The organism is Streptomyces sp. NPDC002787 (assembly GCF_053592095.1).
The window spans coordinates 228,792-243,180 of the sequence record NZ_JBSFVC010000011.1 but is presented as its reverse complement, the minus strand read 5'-3'; the positions used below and the strand labels follow the sequence as shown (position 1 = coordinate 243,180).

Sequence of the window (14,389 nt, the reverse complement as noted above, 5' to 3'; positions counted from 1 at the left end):
GCGGCGGCCTCATAAGGTGCCGGACGTGGCCTCGGGCCGCTCCAGGGCCGCGTCCAGCGACGGCGCGGGCGGCAGCAGGCGGGACAGGCCGGTGACCTTGAGGACGCGCAGGGTGAGCGGGTGGGTGCAGACGAGGTGCAGCTCGCCGTCCCGGTCGAGCACCCGCTGCCGGGCGCGGTAGAGCAGGCGCAGCCCGGAGCAGTCGAAGAACTCGACGTACCGCAGGTCGATCACGATGCGGGCGCCGGGGTGGCCCGTCGCCGCGTCGAGGTGCGGAATGATCTCCACGGCCGCCGCGATGTCGATCTCGCCGCGCAGTTCGAGCACGGTCCGACCGCGGTCCGTGTGGACGCGTAGGAACCCGGTTCCCGGCGGTGTGGGGTCGCTCGACACGACGGCATCGCCTCCAACCGGACTGTGTGAGGGCAAAACCCGTCCCCGCCCTGCAAGTTACCCCCGTCAGAGTGAATTTCAGCATGTTCGATTGACATATGTCTTCGAATTCTCCGGCAATCCGTCCGGAGTTTTGCGCAGGGCTCCCTACGACAGCGCCTGCCACGCCTTCGACAGCGCCTGCCGGAACTGGTCGGCCTGGTGTGCCGTGAGGTCGCGGGTCATGCGTTCCTCCAGGTCACGCATCGGCTCCGCGTAGCGGGCGAGCAGCTCGCGCCCTTCGTCGGTCAGCAGGATCAGCAGCTCGCGCCGGTTGCGCGGATTGCGCTCCCGGCGTACGAGTCCACGGTTCTCGAGACTTCGTACGAGATCCGCGATGGACTGGGCGGTGACGAACGAGTCGCGGGCCAGCTGGGCTGCCGACAGTCCGTCGTGCCGCTCCAGGACCGTGAGCGAGGTGTACTGCAGGGCCGTGATGCCGGCCGGCCTCACCAGGTCGTCGAGGTGCGAGCGGACAACGAGCTCGACCTGCTTGACCATGTAGAGGAGGGAGGGGGGTGCCTTGGTGCCGACCATGGGGTCAGCGTAAGGCATTGACAGGAAACCTGTGTGTAATGAAACTGCGAACCAACAGGAATCCTGTTGGTTGAAGACTTAGCGAACAAGGCTGAGGAGTGGGCAATGACGACCACCTTCGAGAGCGAGCCCGGGCGGCTGTTCATCGGTGGACAGTGGCTTGAGGCGACTGACGGGGCACGCGCGGACGTGATCGACCCGTCCACGGGTCAGGTGGTCACGACCGTCGCGGAGGCGGGCGCCGCCGACGTCGACGCCGCCGTGCGCGCCGCGCGCGAGGCGTTCGACAACGGCGCCTGGTCCGGACTGAGCGGCCGCGAGCGCGGCCGGATCCTGAACCGCGTCGCCCAGCTGATCCGGGAGAACGCCGACGAGATAGCGGCCCTGGAGAGCCGTGACGTCGGCAAGCCCATCACTTTGGCACACGCCGTCGACGTGACGAACGCGGCCAACGACTACGAGTACTACGCCTCCCTCGCCTGGTCCCTGGACGGCTCCGCCCGCGACGTCCCGAACAACCGCCTCGCCTACACCAAGCGCGGCCCGATCGGCGTGATCGCCGCCATCACCCCGTTCAACTTCCCGCTGATCCTGGCCGGCAGCAAGATCGCCCCCGCGCTCGCGGCCGGCAACACGGTCGTGCACAAGCCCGCCGAGGAGACCCCGCTCAGCGCCCTCTACATGGCGAACCTCCTCAAGGAGGCCGGTGTCCCGGACGGCGTCTACAACGTCGTCACCGGCACGGGCCCCGTCGCGGGTGAGGCGCTGCTGCGCAACCCCGGCGTCGACAAGATCGCCTTCACCGGTTCCACCGCGACCGGCCGGCACGCGGCGAGCGTCGCCGGCGAGGGCCTGAAGCAGGTCACGATGGAGCTCGGCGGCAACGCCGCGCACCTCGTCTTCGAGGACGCCGACATCGAGAAGGCCATCGGCGCCATCATCAAGGGCTTCGTCTTCAACACCGGCCAGTTCTGCATGGGCGGTCCCCGCCTGCTGGTCGCCCGCCCGGTGTACGAGACCGTGGTCGGCATCCTCGCCGACGCCGTGCCCGGCGTGCCCCTCGGCGACCCCCGGCAGCCCGAGACCGTCATCGGCCCGATGGCGGGGGAGCGGCACCTGAAGAAGGTCGAGGAGTACGTCGAGCTGGCCCGCAAGGAGGGCGGCCGCATCGTCTGCGGCGGCGAGCGCCTCGACCTGAACGGCGGCTACTACTACAAGCCCACCGTCATCGCCGACCTCGCCAACGACTCCCGCGTCGTGCAGGAGGAGGTCTTCGGGCCGGTCCTCACCGTGCAGCCCTTCGACTCCGAGGACGAGGCCGTCGAGCTGGCCAACTCCACCCCGTACGGCCTGGCCTCCGGCATCCAGACCACCAATGTCACCCGCGCCCACCGCGTCGCCGACCGCCTCCAGGCCGGCATCGTCTGGGTCAACGACTGGCCGATGCTCGACCCCGCCGTGCCCTTCGGGGGGGTGAAGGCCTCCGGCTTCGGCCGCGAGTACGGCCCCGAGGCCCTGGAGTCCTACACCAAGGTCAAGTCCGTCGTCGTCTCGCTCGACTGAGCACCTCCCCGGGATCACTTGTGAGCCTCAGGCCCGCTCCGGAGGCTCACGGACAAACAAGGAGTTTGAGCATGTCCACCACCACACGTGCCGCAGTGGTCGAGTCCGGGGGCGCGCCCTTCACCCTCTCCGAGGTCGTCCTCGACCAGCCGGGACCGGGCGAGGCCCTGGTCCGGATGGTCGCCGCCGGGCTCTGCCACACCGACCTCACCGTCGCCACCGGCGCGCTGCCCTTCCCGCTCCCCGGGGTCCTGGGCCACGAGGGCGCCGGTGTCGTCGAGGCCGTCGGCCCGGGCGTCACCTCGGTCGCGCCCGGCGACCATGTCGTCCTGTCCTTCACGTCCTGCGGCAGCTGCCAGAACTGCCGTGACGGACACCCGGCGTACTGCGCCACCTGGCTCCCGCTGAACCTGCTCGGCGGCCGCCGCGCCGACGGCACCAGCACCATCAGCCGCGAGGGCCAGGATCTTGGCGGCCACTTCTTCGGCCAGTCCTCGTTCGCCGAGCGCGCACTGGTCGACGAGCGCGGCCTCGTCAAGGTCGACCCGGACGTACCGCTGGACTCCATCGCCCCGCTCGGCTGCGGCGTTCAGACCGGTGTCGGCGCCGTCTGGAACGTGCTGGAGCCCCGCGCGGGCAGCACGGTCGTCGTCCTCGGCGCCGGAGCGGTCGGCCTCTCCGCCGTGATGGCGGCGGCCCTCACCCCCGCGACCACGGTGATCGCCGTCGACAAGGTCGCCGAGCGCCTGGAGCTGGCCAAGGAGCTGGGCGCCACGCACACGGTGAACGGCGGCGAGGTCGCCGACATCACCGAGGCGATCATGGAGATCACCGGCGGCCGGGGCGCCGACGGCGCCGTCGAGACCACCGGCAGCGTCTTCGTGCTCCGCAAGGGCGTCGACGCGCTCGCCGCGCGCGGCACCCTCGTCATCGTCGGTGCCCCGCCGTTCGGCACCGAGGTCTCCCTCGACGTCAACGGCATGCTCGGCGGCAAGCGCGTCGTCGGCCTGACCCTCGGCGACAACGAGATCCAGACCGCCATCCCGGTCCTCGTCCAGCTCGTCAAGGAGGGCAAGCTCCCGCTCGACCGGCTGATCAGCCGCTACAAGTTCGAGGACATCGACCAGGCGGTCGCCGACATGAGCGGCGGCAAGAGCATCAAGCCGGTGCTCACCTTCTGACCGCGGCGGACGTCCCGAGGAGCCATCTCCCGCCGGGGCACGTCCTCCCCGCGTGACCCCGGCCCTGTGGGTGACCTGGACTCCAGGTCACCCACAGGGCCGTCGAACGTCCTGGGTCCCTTCGGCGTCGGAGGAGGGACACGGAGTGTGTGAACGAGCACGGGGGTGGAGATGCGCGGGGGACTCGCGGCGACGGCGGTCGTGATGGCCGTGGCGGCGGTGGGATGCGGGGCCGGAGGCGAGGGCGACCTCGTGGTGACGGGCGGGGCACCGGCCACGCCGTACGCCGGGCCGCTGTACGTGCCGCGCGAGGCGGTCGACGAGGACGGTGCGGAGGCGGTCCGGACCGAGTCGGGCGCGGCCGGCCGGGCACTGGAGTGCGACGGCGGGATCCACGACGGCAGCGGCGGACCGGGCTCCTGGGGCGAGAGCGACGGCGGTGACACGCCCGAGGAAGGCCTGGAGGCGTACTTCGACATCGAGGTGCCCCAGGTCCCCCGGGACGGCTATCGCGTGGAGCGCGAGGAGAAGGACCGCGTCCTCTTCTCCTACGACGTCGACGGCCGGACCAAGGTCGCGGTGATCGTCGCCAAGGACCGTGAGAACAGCCCCGGTTGGGGACCGGAGACCAGCGCCTCCTGCGATCCGGCGGAACTCCCGGCCGACTACACCGCGGCCGAGGGGTACGAGATCTGGACGGACCGCGAGGGCCGGCGGGTGGCGACCACCACGGTCAGCAGCTCCGAGGGCCCGGAGCACTGCGACTGGCAGCGGGCCCACTTCCTGTCGACCGGCGAGGGCGAGAACGGGAACGGCCACCGCTACGGCCGCGACCCCGGGGGCGTCCTTCCCGACGGGATGCTCACCTCCGCCTACGACGGCGACGTCCGCATGCCCGCCGACGCACACGACACCGGCTACCGCTACGAGGACCGGGCACTGTGGCTGGTCGAGGACGACCCGTCGAGGGCGTACGTCCGCACCCCCGACGGGGTCGAGGCCTGGCCGGCGGTGGCCGAGGGCGTGGGCTGCAAGTGAACCCTGGTCCACCCCGACAGGCGCGCGCCCGCTCACCGGCTGCGGTGCAGCGCCACCAGCAGTTGCCACGCCTGGTCGGCGATCTCCCGCGGAGTGCCGTCGAGGAGCCCGTGCAGCCAGTCGGCGAGGACCCCCGCGAAGGTGGCCGCCACGGCCGAGGCGACCAGCGGGGCGTCCGCGGCGCCCGCGAGCTCACGTTCCCGGAGACTGTAGGCGCGCAGATCCCGGTGCAGGACCCGGCCGAGCGGCCCGCCGCCCCCGGGCGCCAGCAGGGCGCGGTAGAGGGCCGCGTGCGGGGCGAGGCCGGCGAAGAACTCCGGCAGCGCGGCGGGCGCCCGCACCGGGTCGGGGCGGCCCCGCCAGGCGTGCAGGGCCTCCACGGCCTCGCGTACGACATCGGCGCAGGCGTCGACGGCCAGCGCCTCCAGGTCCGGGTAGTGCACGTAGAAGGTGGCCCGGCCGACCCCGGCCCGGCGGACCAGAGCGGCCACGCTGACCTCGTGCAGCGGGTGGACGGCGCACTCGTCGAGGAGGGCCTCCCGCAGCCTGGCCCGGGTACGGGCGGCCCGGGGGTCCTCAGGGGTCCGGGCGTCCTCCCGGGTCATCCGGCGACGAGGACGGCGGCCAGGGCGAGGGCCCCGGGGAGCGCCTGGGCGACGAGGATGCGGCGGTTGGCGGTGGCGGCGCCGTACACACCGGCGACGATCACGCAGGCGAGGAAGAAGATCTGCGCGCGGTAGCCGGTCGGGTCGTCGGCGATCAGGCCCCACACCAGTCCGGCGGCGAGGAAGCCGTTGTAGAGCCCCTGGTTGGCGGCCAGCGAGGCGGTCCGCTTCGCCATCTCCGCGTCCAGCCCGTGGAACGCCATGCCCTGCTTCTTCTGCCACAGGAACATCTCCATCACCAGGATGTACGCGTGCAGCACCGCCACCAGCGCGACCAGCACGCTCGCCAGGATCTCCATGGTCAACAGACTCCGTCGTTCACTCGATGTTCCCACTTCTTGGACAGATGTCCACTATACCTGGACGACTGTCCAAGAAGTCCAGTCGGGGTCGAGGGCCCGTAGGTCGGCGGGGCTGTCAGTCCCTGCCGCTAGGTTCCCGTCCATGAGTGAGCAAGAGGTGATCGTGCGGCGTGCCCGTGACGAGGACGTGGCGGGGATCGTCGTCTCCAGTTCCCTGCTGTTCGCCGAGGACGGCGGGTAGCGGGACCCGACCCTGAACGTGGACTGGCCGCGCCTGCACGGCGCCGAGGCGTTCACGGCCGCTCTCCGGGACCCCGGCCGGCTGCTGCTGGCCGCGCTGCGGGACGGCGAGGTGGTGGGCCATCTGTCGGGATCCATGTCCGGGCCCTCCGCCCTGCGGCCCGTCCGGTCGGCCACCCTGATGGCGCTGTACGTCCGGCCCGAACACCGGCGCGCCCGGGTCGGCGCCCGGGTCGTCGAGAGGTTCCTGCGGTGGGCGCGGGAGGAGGGCGCGGCGCACGCGGAGGTCACCGCCTCGGCGGCCAACGCGGACGGCATCCGGTTCTACGAACGCGAGTCGTTCCGGCCCCAGGCGCTCACACTGCGGCTGAACCTGTAGCCGGCGGGTACCCGGGGAGCGTATGGGCGGCGGCGGACCTTCCCCCGCGCCCGGGATCCCGTACGGAGGAGACATGGCACTGGTACAGGCGGGCCTCGTGGTGCTGGACTGCGCCGAGCCGGAGAAACTCGCGGTGTTCTACAAGGAACTGCTGGACGCCGAGGAGACGGACGCGACGGCCAACCGCGTCGAGATCAAGGGTGCCTGCGGCGCCCGGATGGCGTTCCGCCGGGACGTGAACGCCACCCCGCCGAGCTGGCCCCGCCCCGAGAACTCCCTCCAGGCCCACCTGGACTTCTATGTCGAGGACCTGGACGGGGCCGAGCGGCTGATCGTCTCCCTCGGCGGGCGCCCGGTGGACACCAAGGAGGCGAGCGGGCCGTTCGAGGAGCGCGGCTACTCCGACCCGGCCGGCCACTCCTTCACCCTGCGCCGCGAACACCCCACGGCGCCCAAGCAGGGCTAGCTAGTACACCTTCCGGCCAGAAAAAAGGGCCTGTCCGGCGGCTCGCGCGGGATCCGCCGGACAGGCCGCCCGAAACGTCAGTCCCGGCCGCCCTTCTCCGCGGCCGGCCACACCCCGGTGGACCGCTCGATGGCCTTGGCGCCCGTGCGGTCCACCGCGCTGCGTACGACCGCGAAGATCGCCCCCTGGATGGCGGCCGCGAGCAGGACCTCGCCCCAGCCGCGGTCCCGGTCCAGCGCGTCCGGTGCGTCGTCCTCGTGGCGGATCACCTTCCAGACCTTCTGGAACGCCAGGGAGGCCAGCGCACCGCTCGACCAGCCGAGGGCGAAGCCGAGGGGCTTGTAGGCGAGGGGGAGCTTCTTCTTCTTGGACATGGGGTCTTCCTCCTTCACGTCGGGATGTCGCCGGCTCGGGGACGGCCCGTCGGGGCCACGACCTCGCCGGCGGGCACCGGCCCCGGCGGAGTCCCGTCGCCGAACGGGCTGCCGCCCAGGTCCTCGCGGCCGTGGGGCGTGAGCCAGCCCGCCAGATCGGGCCCGAGCGGCACGATGGCGGTCGGGTTGATGCCGGTGTGCACCTGGTAGTAGTGCCGCTTGATGTGGTCGAAGTCGACGGTGTCCCCGAATCCGGGGGTCTGGAACAGGTCACGGGCGTACGCCCACAGCACCGGGTCCTCCGTCAGCTTCCAGCGGTTGCACTTGAAGTGACCGTGGTAGACGGGGTCGAAACGCACCAGCGTGGTGAACAGCCGGATGTCCGCCTCGGTGATCCTCTCCCCGACGAGATAGCGCTGCCGCGCCAGCCGCTCCGACAGCGCCTCCAGCCGCCGGAACACCCCGGCGCAGGCCTCCTCGTACTCCTCCTGCCCGGTCGCGAAGCCCGCCCGGTAGACGCCGTTGTTGACGTCCTCGTAGACCTCCGCCATCACCGTGTCGATCTCCTCGCGCAGGGCCACCGGATACAGGTCGGGCGCGCCCTCACGGTGCAGGTCCGTCCACTCGGTGGCGAGGTCGAGGGTGAGCCGCTGGTAGTCGTTGGTGACCAGCTCCCCGCTGGGCACGTCGACGATCGCCGGCACGCTGACCCCGCCGGGGTAACCGCTCTCCCGCGCGTCGTACGCCTCCTTCAGGAACCCGATGCCGAGCACCGGGTCCCTCTCGTCCGGGTCCAGGGTGAACCGCCAGCTGCGGTCGTCCTGGATCGGGTCGGCCACGGCCATCGACAGGGCGTCCTCCAGGCCCAGCAGCCGCCGCGAGATCACCGCCCGGCTCGCCCAGGGGCAGGCCCGGCTGACGACCAGCCGGTAGCGGCCCGCCTCCACGGGCCAGCCGTCCCGGCCGTCGGCGGTGATCCGGTCCGTGAAGTGACTCCGGGACCGTTTGAACGCCTTCCTGCCGTACGCCTCGTTGCCCTCGCCGACACTCATGCCGTCCGTCCTCCCGTGCTGTCCGGATACATGTGCCCTGATGAGAGTTCCCCGATTTCCGCGACCCCCACGGTGTGAGCGCGACCGGTCGGGGCAAGCGGCGAAAGTGACGCGGACACCAGAGGACACGGAGACGACGGAAGACCGGGGCGAGGCGGTTCTCGAAGGACCGCGGACGCACGAGGAGGGGAAGACACGAGCGGACCGCAGGACCCGGATCACCGTCCTCGTCGCCCTCGGCGCGAACCTTCTGATCGCCGTGGCCAAGACCATCGGCGGACTCCTCGCCGGATCGCCCGCCCTCCTCTCGGAGGCCGCCCACTCCGTGGCCGACAGCATGAACGAGGTCTTCCTCCTCGCCGCGCTGCGTCGCAGCCGCCGCCCCGCCGACAGCCGGCACCCCTTCGGCTACGGCAAGGAGCGCTTCTTCTGGTCCCTGCTCGCGGCCGTCGGCATCTTCGTGATGGGCGGCTGCTTCTCCTTCTACCAGGCGTTTCACGCCCTGACGACCGGAGGCGAGGAGTCCTACGACGGCTATGTGGTCGGCATCGCCGTCCTCGGCGTCGCGCTCCTCTCCGAGGGCGCTTCACTGCTGCGCGCCCTGCACCAGGTGCGGAGGCAGGGCGGCGGTGTCGGCGGACTCCGGGACCCGGCCTTGCGTACGGTCGTCGCCGAGGACGGCACGGCGGTGCTCGGCGTGACCCTCGCGATCGCCGGGATGGCCCTGCACATGGTGACCGGCCAGGTGCTCTGGGAGGCGTCCGCCTCCTTCGCGATCGGCGCGCTGCTCGTGTACGTCGCCTACTGGCTCGGCCGCGACGCCCGCGAACAGCTCATCGGGGTCGCCGCCGACCCCGAACCCAGCCGGAGGATCCGCGCCCTGCTGGAGGCGCAGCCCGAGATCGACAGCGTCGAGGCCCTGCTCACCATGCAACTCGGCCTGGACTCCACCCTCGTGGCCGCCCGGGTCGACCTCGTCCCCGGCCTCGACAGCGAGGAGGTCGAGGAGGTCGCCGTACGCATCAAGCGCTCCATCGCCCATGTCGTCCGCGAGGCCGACCAGATCTTCCTCGACGTCACGGAGAAGGCGGGGCACGGCGAGCGGACAGGGGAAAGCCCCGCCGCGACGGGGGAACGCGGCGGGGCCTGAGGCTCAGGTGCCCGGTGCGAGATGGATCATGCGCGATCCATCGAAGTTTTTCCGCGGGCCTCCAGCCCACCACCGGCCGGGAATCCCTATCCGTCCGCCGGCTCCAGCACGAAGACCGGAATCTCCCGGTCCGTCTGCTCCTGGTAGTCCGCGTACGGCGGATACGCGGCGACCGCCCGCTCCCACCACTCGGCCTTCTCCTCGCCGGTGACCTCGCGCGCGGTCAAGTCCTGCCGCACAGGCCCGTCCTGGAGCTCCACGTGCGGGTCCGACTTGAGGTTGTGGTACCAGACCGGGTGCTTGGGCGCGCCGCCCTGCGAGGCGACGACCGCGTACCGCCCGTCGTGCTCCACCCGCATCAGCGGAGTCTTGCGGATCTTCCCGCTCTTCGCGCCGCGGGTGGTGAGCACGATGACCGGCAGGCCCGTGTCCATCAGTGTGGTGCCCTTCGTGCCACCCGAGCTCTCGTACAACTCGACCTGTTCCCGCACCCATTGCGTGGGGCTGGGCACGTACTCGCCCTCCAGAGGCATGGCAACCGTCCCTTGCTGTCGCGTACCGAGGCTGTCCCGGCGTACAACACCTGCCCCGGCCGGATTCATCCTCACCTGCCCGCACGGGACTTGCGGGTGCGCGTGCGGTGACGCCGAGCGTGAAGTGTGCGGCCGTTGCCGCCACTTCACTGGCGGAGGCCGGCGAGCAGATGTGACGGCTCCAGCATCAGCACCGCGAGCACCGCGATCACGGCACTCGACAGGAGACCCGTCACCAGACGTCCCCGGTGGCCGGTGAGTGCCCGGCCGAGCAGCGCGCCGCCGCCCGCGAGCAGCAGTTGCCAGCTGGCGGAGGCGAGGAACGCGGCGAGGACGAACACCGCCTGCTCCAGGGGGCGCACGGCGTCGGTGGCGCGGCTGCCGAGCACCAGCGCGGCGAAGTAGACGACCGTGGTGGGGTTCAGGAGGGTGATGCCCAGCAGGGTGGCGTAGGCGCGGGCGGGGCCCACCGGGTCCTGTCGCTGTCGGGTGCTCAGCCGCCGGGCGCGGTACTGCCCGAGGGCCGTCGTCGCGCCGCGTGCCGCCAGGGCGAGGAGCACCAGGGCGGACGCCCAGCGCAGGGGCACCAGCACGGGTTGCAACGCGGTGGCGAGGGCCGTACCGCCCAGGGTGGCGAGCAGGGCGTACAGGCCGTCGGCCGTCGCGACGCCGAGTGCGGCCGAGGCCCCGGTCCGCAGGGACGTACGGGCGGTGAGGGAGACGAGGTAGGTCGCGACGGCTCCGACGGGGATGGCGATGCCATAGCCGGCGAGGAGCCCCGCGACGAGCGCGGCCGTCACGACCGGGGCGGTGTCGGCCCCCACGGTCGGCCGGACTGCTGCTGACCCCGCACCGGCGACGCGGCGGCGAGGGACAGCGGCAGGAAGGCGTCGATGATGAACATGGGCAGATCCTGGGGCCGGGCGCCCCACCCCGCAAGCGAATTACCGGCGGCTCTTGACCCTGGTTCCGCGCCCACCTACCTTGTTTGAATCCAAACAATATGAAAGGGTCGCGGGCGTGGACGGACAGGTGCGCCGGGCGCTGGGGCGTCAGGCCTTCGGACGGCGACCACTGCGGCGCGGCGCGGGCTCGGCGCCGTTCAACAGGGTCCGACGGCGCTCCTCGCCGTGTTCCTCGACCTGCAGCACGACACTGCGCAGCCCCTCCGCGAGGCTCCGGCACTCCGTGTCGCTGAGCTGCCCGGTGACGAAGGCCTCCTCCTCGTTGAACGCCGGGAACACCCGCCGCATCAGCTCCTCGCCCTTGTCGGTGAGGGCCAGCAGCACCAGTCGGCCGTCCGTCGGATGGTCCGCCCGCCGCAGCAGCCCACGCGACTCCAGCGTGCGCGCCACACCCGTGAGCGTGCCCTTGGAGATGCCCGCCTCCTCCGCCACGTGCCGCGTCTCGGACTCCCCCCACACCCACACGACCCACAGCACCACGAAGGCCGTCCAGGTGAGGTCGGAGCCGCGCAGCACGGAGTTCTCCAGGTGCTGCCGCACCGCCGAGGCGGCCCGGTAGATGTTCGCCACCGCCGCCATCTGGTCCCGGCGGATGGGGAAGTCCCCCAGTTTCGCCGCGGCGAGCTTCTCGGCTTCGGTGATGGATCGCTGGCCGGGCACGGGTGCTCCTTGGATCGCTCGGTCGGTCATTCGGGATCAAATTGTACGGAGGAGAGGGAATCCACCATGAGCACCACCCCCCGCATGCTGCTGGTCCTCAGCGAGAACTGGACACTCACGGGCGGCCGGGCCGACCTGCCCACCGCCGTACGCTGGGCGCGCGAGGCCGAGGACGCCGGGTTCGACTCCGTCATGGTCAGCGAACACATCGTGCTCGGCCCCGACGCCGCCGCCGACGGCATCATGGGCAACCCCCGCGACTACGCCCTCCCCGGCAACCAGGACCCGTACACCCCCTGGCCCAACTCCCTGCTCCTCCTCGCCTCCATCGCCTCCGTGACCGAGCGCCTCCGCCTGGCCGCCGCGGCCGTCCTCGCCCCCCTGCGCCATCCCCTGCTGATGGCCCGGGAACTCGGCACCCTCGACCTGCTCAGCGACGGACGGCTGCTGGTCCAGCCCACGGTCAGCTGGAGCAAGGACGAGTACGACGCGCTCGGCGTGCCCTTCGGCAAGCGGGGTCAGCTGCTCGACGAGCACCTGGAGGTCTGGACGAAGGCCTGGGGGCCGTCCCCGATCTCCCACGACAGCGCGCACTACCCGTTCCGGGACGTGTACTTCGAGCCCAAGGCGTACCGCCGGGAAGGCCCACGTCTGTGGTTCGGCGGACAGCGCCTGCACGGACCCGTACTGCGCCGACTGGTCCGCTACGGCCACGGCTTCCACCCGCTCGGCCGGCCGACCCCGGAGGACCTGAAGGCGCTCGACGAGGCGATGACCGCCGCGGGCCGGGACACGACCGAGCTGGAGATGATCGGCGGCACCCAGGCGGTCTTCCCCGACGACCACTCCCCGGCGGACCTCGGCGCCGCCCTCGCCTCGATCCCCGAGCAGCTGGAGCAGGGCTTCACGACCTTCTGCGTCAAGCCGAACCAGTTCATCGACGACGCCGACGAGGTGGGCGCCTTCTGCAAGGAGGTCATGCGACGGGTGGAGGCCCTGACGGGCTGACGCGCTGAGGAGTTGACGGCACGCCGAGGCCGGCGCCGCTCTCGCGGCGCCGGCCGTGTGCGCGCCCGTCCCGGCTCAGCGCTCGAAGACGACCCCGCCGTCGAACACCGTCATGTCGACCCGGACCCGGGTGATCTCACGCGGGTCGAGGTCCAGCAGCGGCCGGTCCAGGACGCACAGGTCGGCAACCTTCCCGACCTCCACGGACCCCTTCCACTCCTCGGCGAAGTCCTGCCGCGCCGGGTTGATCGTGTACGCCCGCAGCGCCTCGGCGAGTTCCACGCGCTGTTCCGGCCCGCTGACCCGGCCGCTGGCCTTCGACTCGCGCAGCAGCATCCCGGCGACGCCCTGCCGCCAGTCGGGTTCGGTGATCGGCGCGTCCGAGCTGGCGCACACCGCGACGCCCGCGTCGAACGCCGAGCGCGCGGGCCACTGGTACGCCGAGCGTTCCGTGCCCACGACCTCCGCCATCAGGTCGGAGATCGTCCACTTGATCGCCGGGTTCATGTTGACGCCGTAGCCGTGCGCGGCCAGCCGCGCGAGGCTGTCGGCGCCGATGAAGTCGCCGTGGATGACGTAGTGCCGGGCGTCGGTGCGCGGCGCGGCCCCCTGCGCCGCCAGGAACGCGTCCACCACGAGGTCGATGGCCCGGTCACCGGTGACATGGACCCCCAGCTGGTAACCGGCCTCGTGCGCGACCCGGATCATGTCGAACAGCTCGTCGACCTGGAGCTCCGGTGTGCGTCCGTGCACGCAGAGGGAACCGTGACCGCCGCCGAGGTAGGGCTCCTTCATCCAGGCCGTACGGTTCGGCGGCACCCCGTCGGCGAAGATCTTCACGCCGATGGCGTTCAGCAGCCGGGGGTCGGCGGACTCGGGCCGGTGGAGTTCGGCGAGACCCTTGCGGACGTCGTCGGCGGAGCCGCCGATGGGCGCGGGCAGCAGGAGCACGCTGACCCGGGCGTGCAGACCGCCGTTGGCGGCCAGATCGGCGTACGCGGTCCAGTTGTCGGTGCTCAGCCCGCCGAACAGGGTCTCGGAGCCGCCGGGGCCGAGTCCCGGCTCGGTGTAGCTGGTGATGCCGCGCGAGTGGAGTTCGGCGACGACGTTCCGGATGGCCTGGCGGCGCTGGGCGACCGTGGGGGAGGGCAGGGCGGCCTGGAGCAGGACACCGGCGGCCTCGCGCAGGATGCCGGTGGGCCGGCCGTCGGCGTCGCGGTCGATGACACCGCCGTCCGGCGCCCGGCTGCCGGCGTCGATCCCGCACCGGCGCAGCGCCTCGCTGTTGGCCCACACCATGTGCTGCGAGAAGTCCGTCAGGCAGACCGGGTGGTCGGGTGCCACCGCGTCCAGATCCGTACGGTGCGGGAGCCGGCCCGGATCGGCCAGGCACTCGGCGAGGTAGCCCGGGTCCCAGCCCAGGCCGACGATCCACTCGCCGGGCGCGGCGGCCCGCGCCGCCGCGCCCACCGCCCCGGCGATGTCGGCGATCGAACCGACCGCCGGATGGCCGACGTCGAGGGCGAACGGCGGCTTGGACAGCCCGTACGCGGCGCCGTGCAGATGGGAGTCGTTGATGCCCGGCAGCACGGTCCGCCCGGCCAGGTCGACGATCCTCGTCGTCGGCCCGGCCAGCGCACGCATCTCGGCGTCGGTGCCGACCGCGACGATCTCCCGGCCGCGCACGGCCACACCCTCGGCGACCGTGAAATTGGCGTCGACGGTGATGACCTGACCGCCGGTCAGGACGAGGGTGGGGGAAGTGTCGCTCACGAGGACCTCTCCGGGGTGTCTGAGTGAGGGGGCTGGACAAGAGGGGGAGGGGGATGGCCAAGAGGGGGAGG

The 14,389-nt window shown here is 71.8% G+C and carries 17 protein-coding genes; 7 read left to right on the top strand and 10 right to left on the bottom strand.

Features of this window, described 5'->3' with window-relative positions:
• Positions 1 to 9: 9 nt before the first annotated feature.
• Positions 10 to 393, bottom strand: coding sequence for an anti-sigma factor antagonist (locus ACWD26_RS17590; protein ID WP_451270916.1), 384 nt, complete (start codon positions 391 to 393; stop codon positions 10 to 12).
• A 147-nt stretch (positions 394 to 540) separates the two neighbouring features.
• Entirely contained in the window at positions 541 to 969 is a 429-nt protein-coding gene (locus ACWD26_RS17585; RefSeq protein ID WP_451270914.1) for a MarR family winged helix-turn-helix transcriptional regulator, read from the bottom strand.
• A gap of 105 nt (positions 970 to 1,074) precedes the next feature.
• On the opposite strand from ACWD26_RS17585, the gene ACWD26_RS17580 reads away from it, so the two are divergent.
• The 3 genes from ACWD26_RS17580 (at position 1,075) to ACWD26_RS17570 (ending at position 4,751) form a co-directional block, all read left to right on the top strand.
• A complete protein-coding gene (locus tag ACWD26_RS17580) occupies positions 1,075 to 2,532 on the top strand; it encodes an aldehyde dehydrogenase family protein (protein ID WP_451270912.1) in 1,458 nt (485 codons plus the stop codon).
• Positions 2,533 to 2,603: 71 nt separating this feature from the next.
• On the top strand, positions 2,604 to 3,713 hold the full coding sequence (locus ACWD26_RS17575; protein WP_451270910.1) for an NAD(P)-dependent alcohol dehydrogenase: 1,110 nt from the start codon (positions 2,604 to 2,606) through the stop codon (positions 3,711 to 3,713).
• A gap of 171 nt (positions 3,714 to 3,884) precedes the next feature.
• Positions 3,885 to 4,751 carry a hypothetical protein gene (locus ACWD26_RS17570; protein ID WP_451270909.1) on the top strand — a complete coding sequence of 289 codons (867 nt, stop codon included), beginning with the start codon at positions 3,885 to 3,887 and terminating at the stop codon, positions 4,749 to 4,751.
• Positions 4,752 to 4,783: 32 nt separating this feature from the next.
• On the opposite strand, the gene ACWD26_RS17565 is transcribed toward ACWD26_RS17570, so the two are convergent.
• Together ACWD26_RS17565 and ACWD26_RS17560 are read right to left on the bottom strand one after the other, a co-directional pair.
• Positions 4,784 to 5,356 (bottom strand): TetR/AcrR family transcriptional regulator, encoded by a 573-nt coding sequence (locus ACWD26_RS17565; protein WP_451270907.1) that lies wholly within the window; start codon positions 5,354 to 5,356, stop codon positions 4,784 to 4,786.
• Positions 5,353 to 5,715, bottom strand: a complete 363-nt coding sequence (locus ACWD26_RS17560) for a DUF1304 domain-containing protein (protein WP_451271001.1) — start codon at positions 5,713 to 5,715, stop codon at positions 5,353 to 5,355. Before ACWD26_RS17560 ends, ACWD26_RS17565 begins: the two co-directional genes overlap by 4 nt.
• Before the next feature lie 262 nt (positions 5,716 to 5,977).
• On the opposite strand from ACWD26_RS17560, the gene ACWD26_RS17555 reads away from it, so the two are divergent.
• Together ACWD26_RS17555 and ACWD26_RS17550 are read left to right on the top strand one after the other, a co-directional pair.
• Complete coding sequence (locus ACWD26_RS17555; protein ID WP_451270905.1) at positions 5,978 to 6,337, top strand: GNAT family N-acetyltransferase; 360 nt, start codon at positions 5,978 to 5,980, stop codon at positions 6,335 to 6,337.
• A 73-nt stretch (positions 6,338 to 6,410) separates the two neighbouring features.
• Positions 6,411 to 6,803 (top strand): VOC family protein, encoded by a 393-nt coding sequence (locus ACWD26_RS17550; protein ID WP_451270903.1) that lies wholly within the window; start codon positions 6,411 to 6,413, stop codon positions 6,801 to 6,803.
• 77 nt (positions 6,804 to 6,880) lie between these two features.
• On the opposite strand, the gene ACWD26_RS17545 is transcribed toward ACWD26_RS17550, so the two are convergent.
• Both ACWD26_RS17545 and ACWD26_RS17540 read right to left on the bottom strand, forming a co-directional pair.
• Entirely contained in the window at positions 6,881 to 7,177 is a 297-nt protein-coding gene (locus ACWD26_RS17545; protein ID WP_451270902.1) for a DUF4235 domain-containing protein, read from the bottom strand.
• Between the two features lie 14 nt (positions 7,178 to 7,191).
• Positions 7,192 to 8,229: a glutathione S-transferase family protein gene (locus ACWD26_RS17540; protein ID WP_451270900.1), complete on the bottom strand. Its 1,038-nt coding sequence runs from the start codon at positions 8,227 to 8,229 to the stop codon at positions 7,192 to 7,194.
• A gap of 106 nt (positions 8,230 to 8,335) precedes the next feature.
• Here ACWD26_RS17540 and ACWD26_RS17535 point away from each other — a divergent pair, with 106 nt between their 5' ends.
• Complete coding sequence (locus ACWD26_RS17535; protein WP_451270898.1) at positions 8,336 to 9,379, top strand: cation diffusion facilitator family transporter; 1,044 nt, start codon at positions 8,336 to 8,338, stop codon at positions 9,377 to 9,379.
• A gap of 86 nt (positions 9,380 to 9,465) precedes the next feature.
• Here ACWD26_RS17535 and ACWD26_RS17530 read toward each other — a convergent pair whose 3' ends face one another.
• From ACWD26_RS17530 to ACWD26_RS17520, 3 genes are all read right to left on the bottom strand, one after another.
• Entirely contained in the window at positions 9,466 to 9,912 is a 447-nt protein-coding gene (locus tag ACWD26_RS17530; protein ID WP_451270896.1) for a nitroreductase family deazaflavin-dependent oxidoreductase, read from the bottom strand.
• Between the two features lie 146 nt (positions 9,913 to 10,058).
• Positions 10,059 to 10,712 (bottom strand): LysE family transporter, encoded by a 654-nt coding sequence (locus ACWD26_RS17525; protein ID WP_451270894.1) that lies wholly within the window; start codon positions 10,710 to 10,712, stop codon positions 10,059 to 10,061.
• A gap of 252 nt (positions 10,713 to 10,964) precedes the next feature.
• Complete coding sequence (locus ACWD26_RS17520) at positions 10,965 to 11,537, bottom strand: MarR family winged helix-turn-helix transcriptional regulator (protein WP_451270892.1); 573 nt, start codon at positions 11,535 to 11,537, stop codon at positions 10,965 to 10,967.
• A gap of 66 nt (positions 11,538 to 11,603) precedes the next feature.
• Between ACWD26_RS17520 and ACWD26_RS17515 the strand changes: the two genes are divergently transcribed.
• Positions 11,604 to 12,545, top strand: a complete 942-nt coding sequence (locus ACWD26_RS17515) for an LLM class flavin-dependent oxidoreductase (protein WP_451270890.1) — start codon at positions 11,604 to 11,606, stop codon at positions 12,543 to 12,545.
• A gap of 75 nt (positions 12,546 to 12,620) precedes the next feature.
• Here ACWD26_RS17515 and ACWD26_RS17510 read toward each other — a convergent pair whose 3' ends face one another.
• Complete coding sequence (locus ACWD26_RS17510; protein ID WP_451270888.1) at positions 12,621 to 14,318, bottom strand: amidohydrolase; 1,698 nt, start codon at positions 14,316 to 14,318, stop codon at positions 12,621 to 12,623.
• Between the last annotated feature and the right edge of the window lie 71 nt (positions 14,319 to 14,389).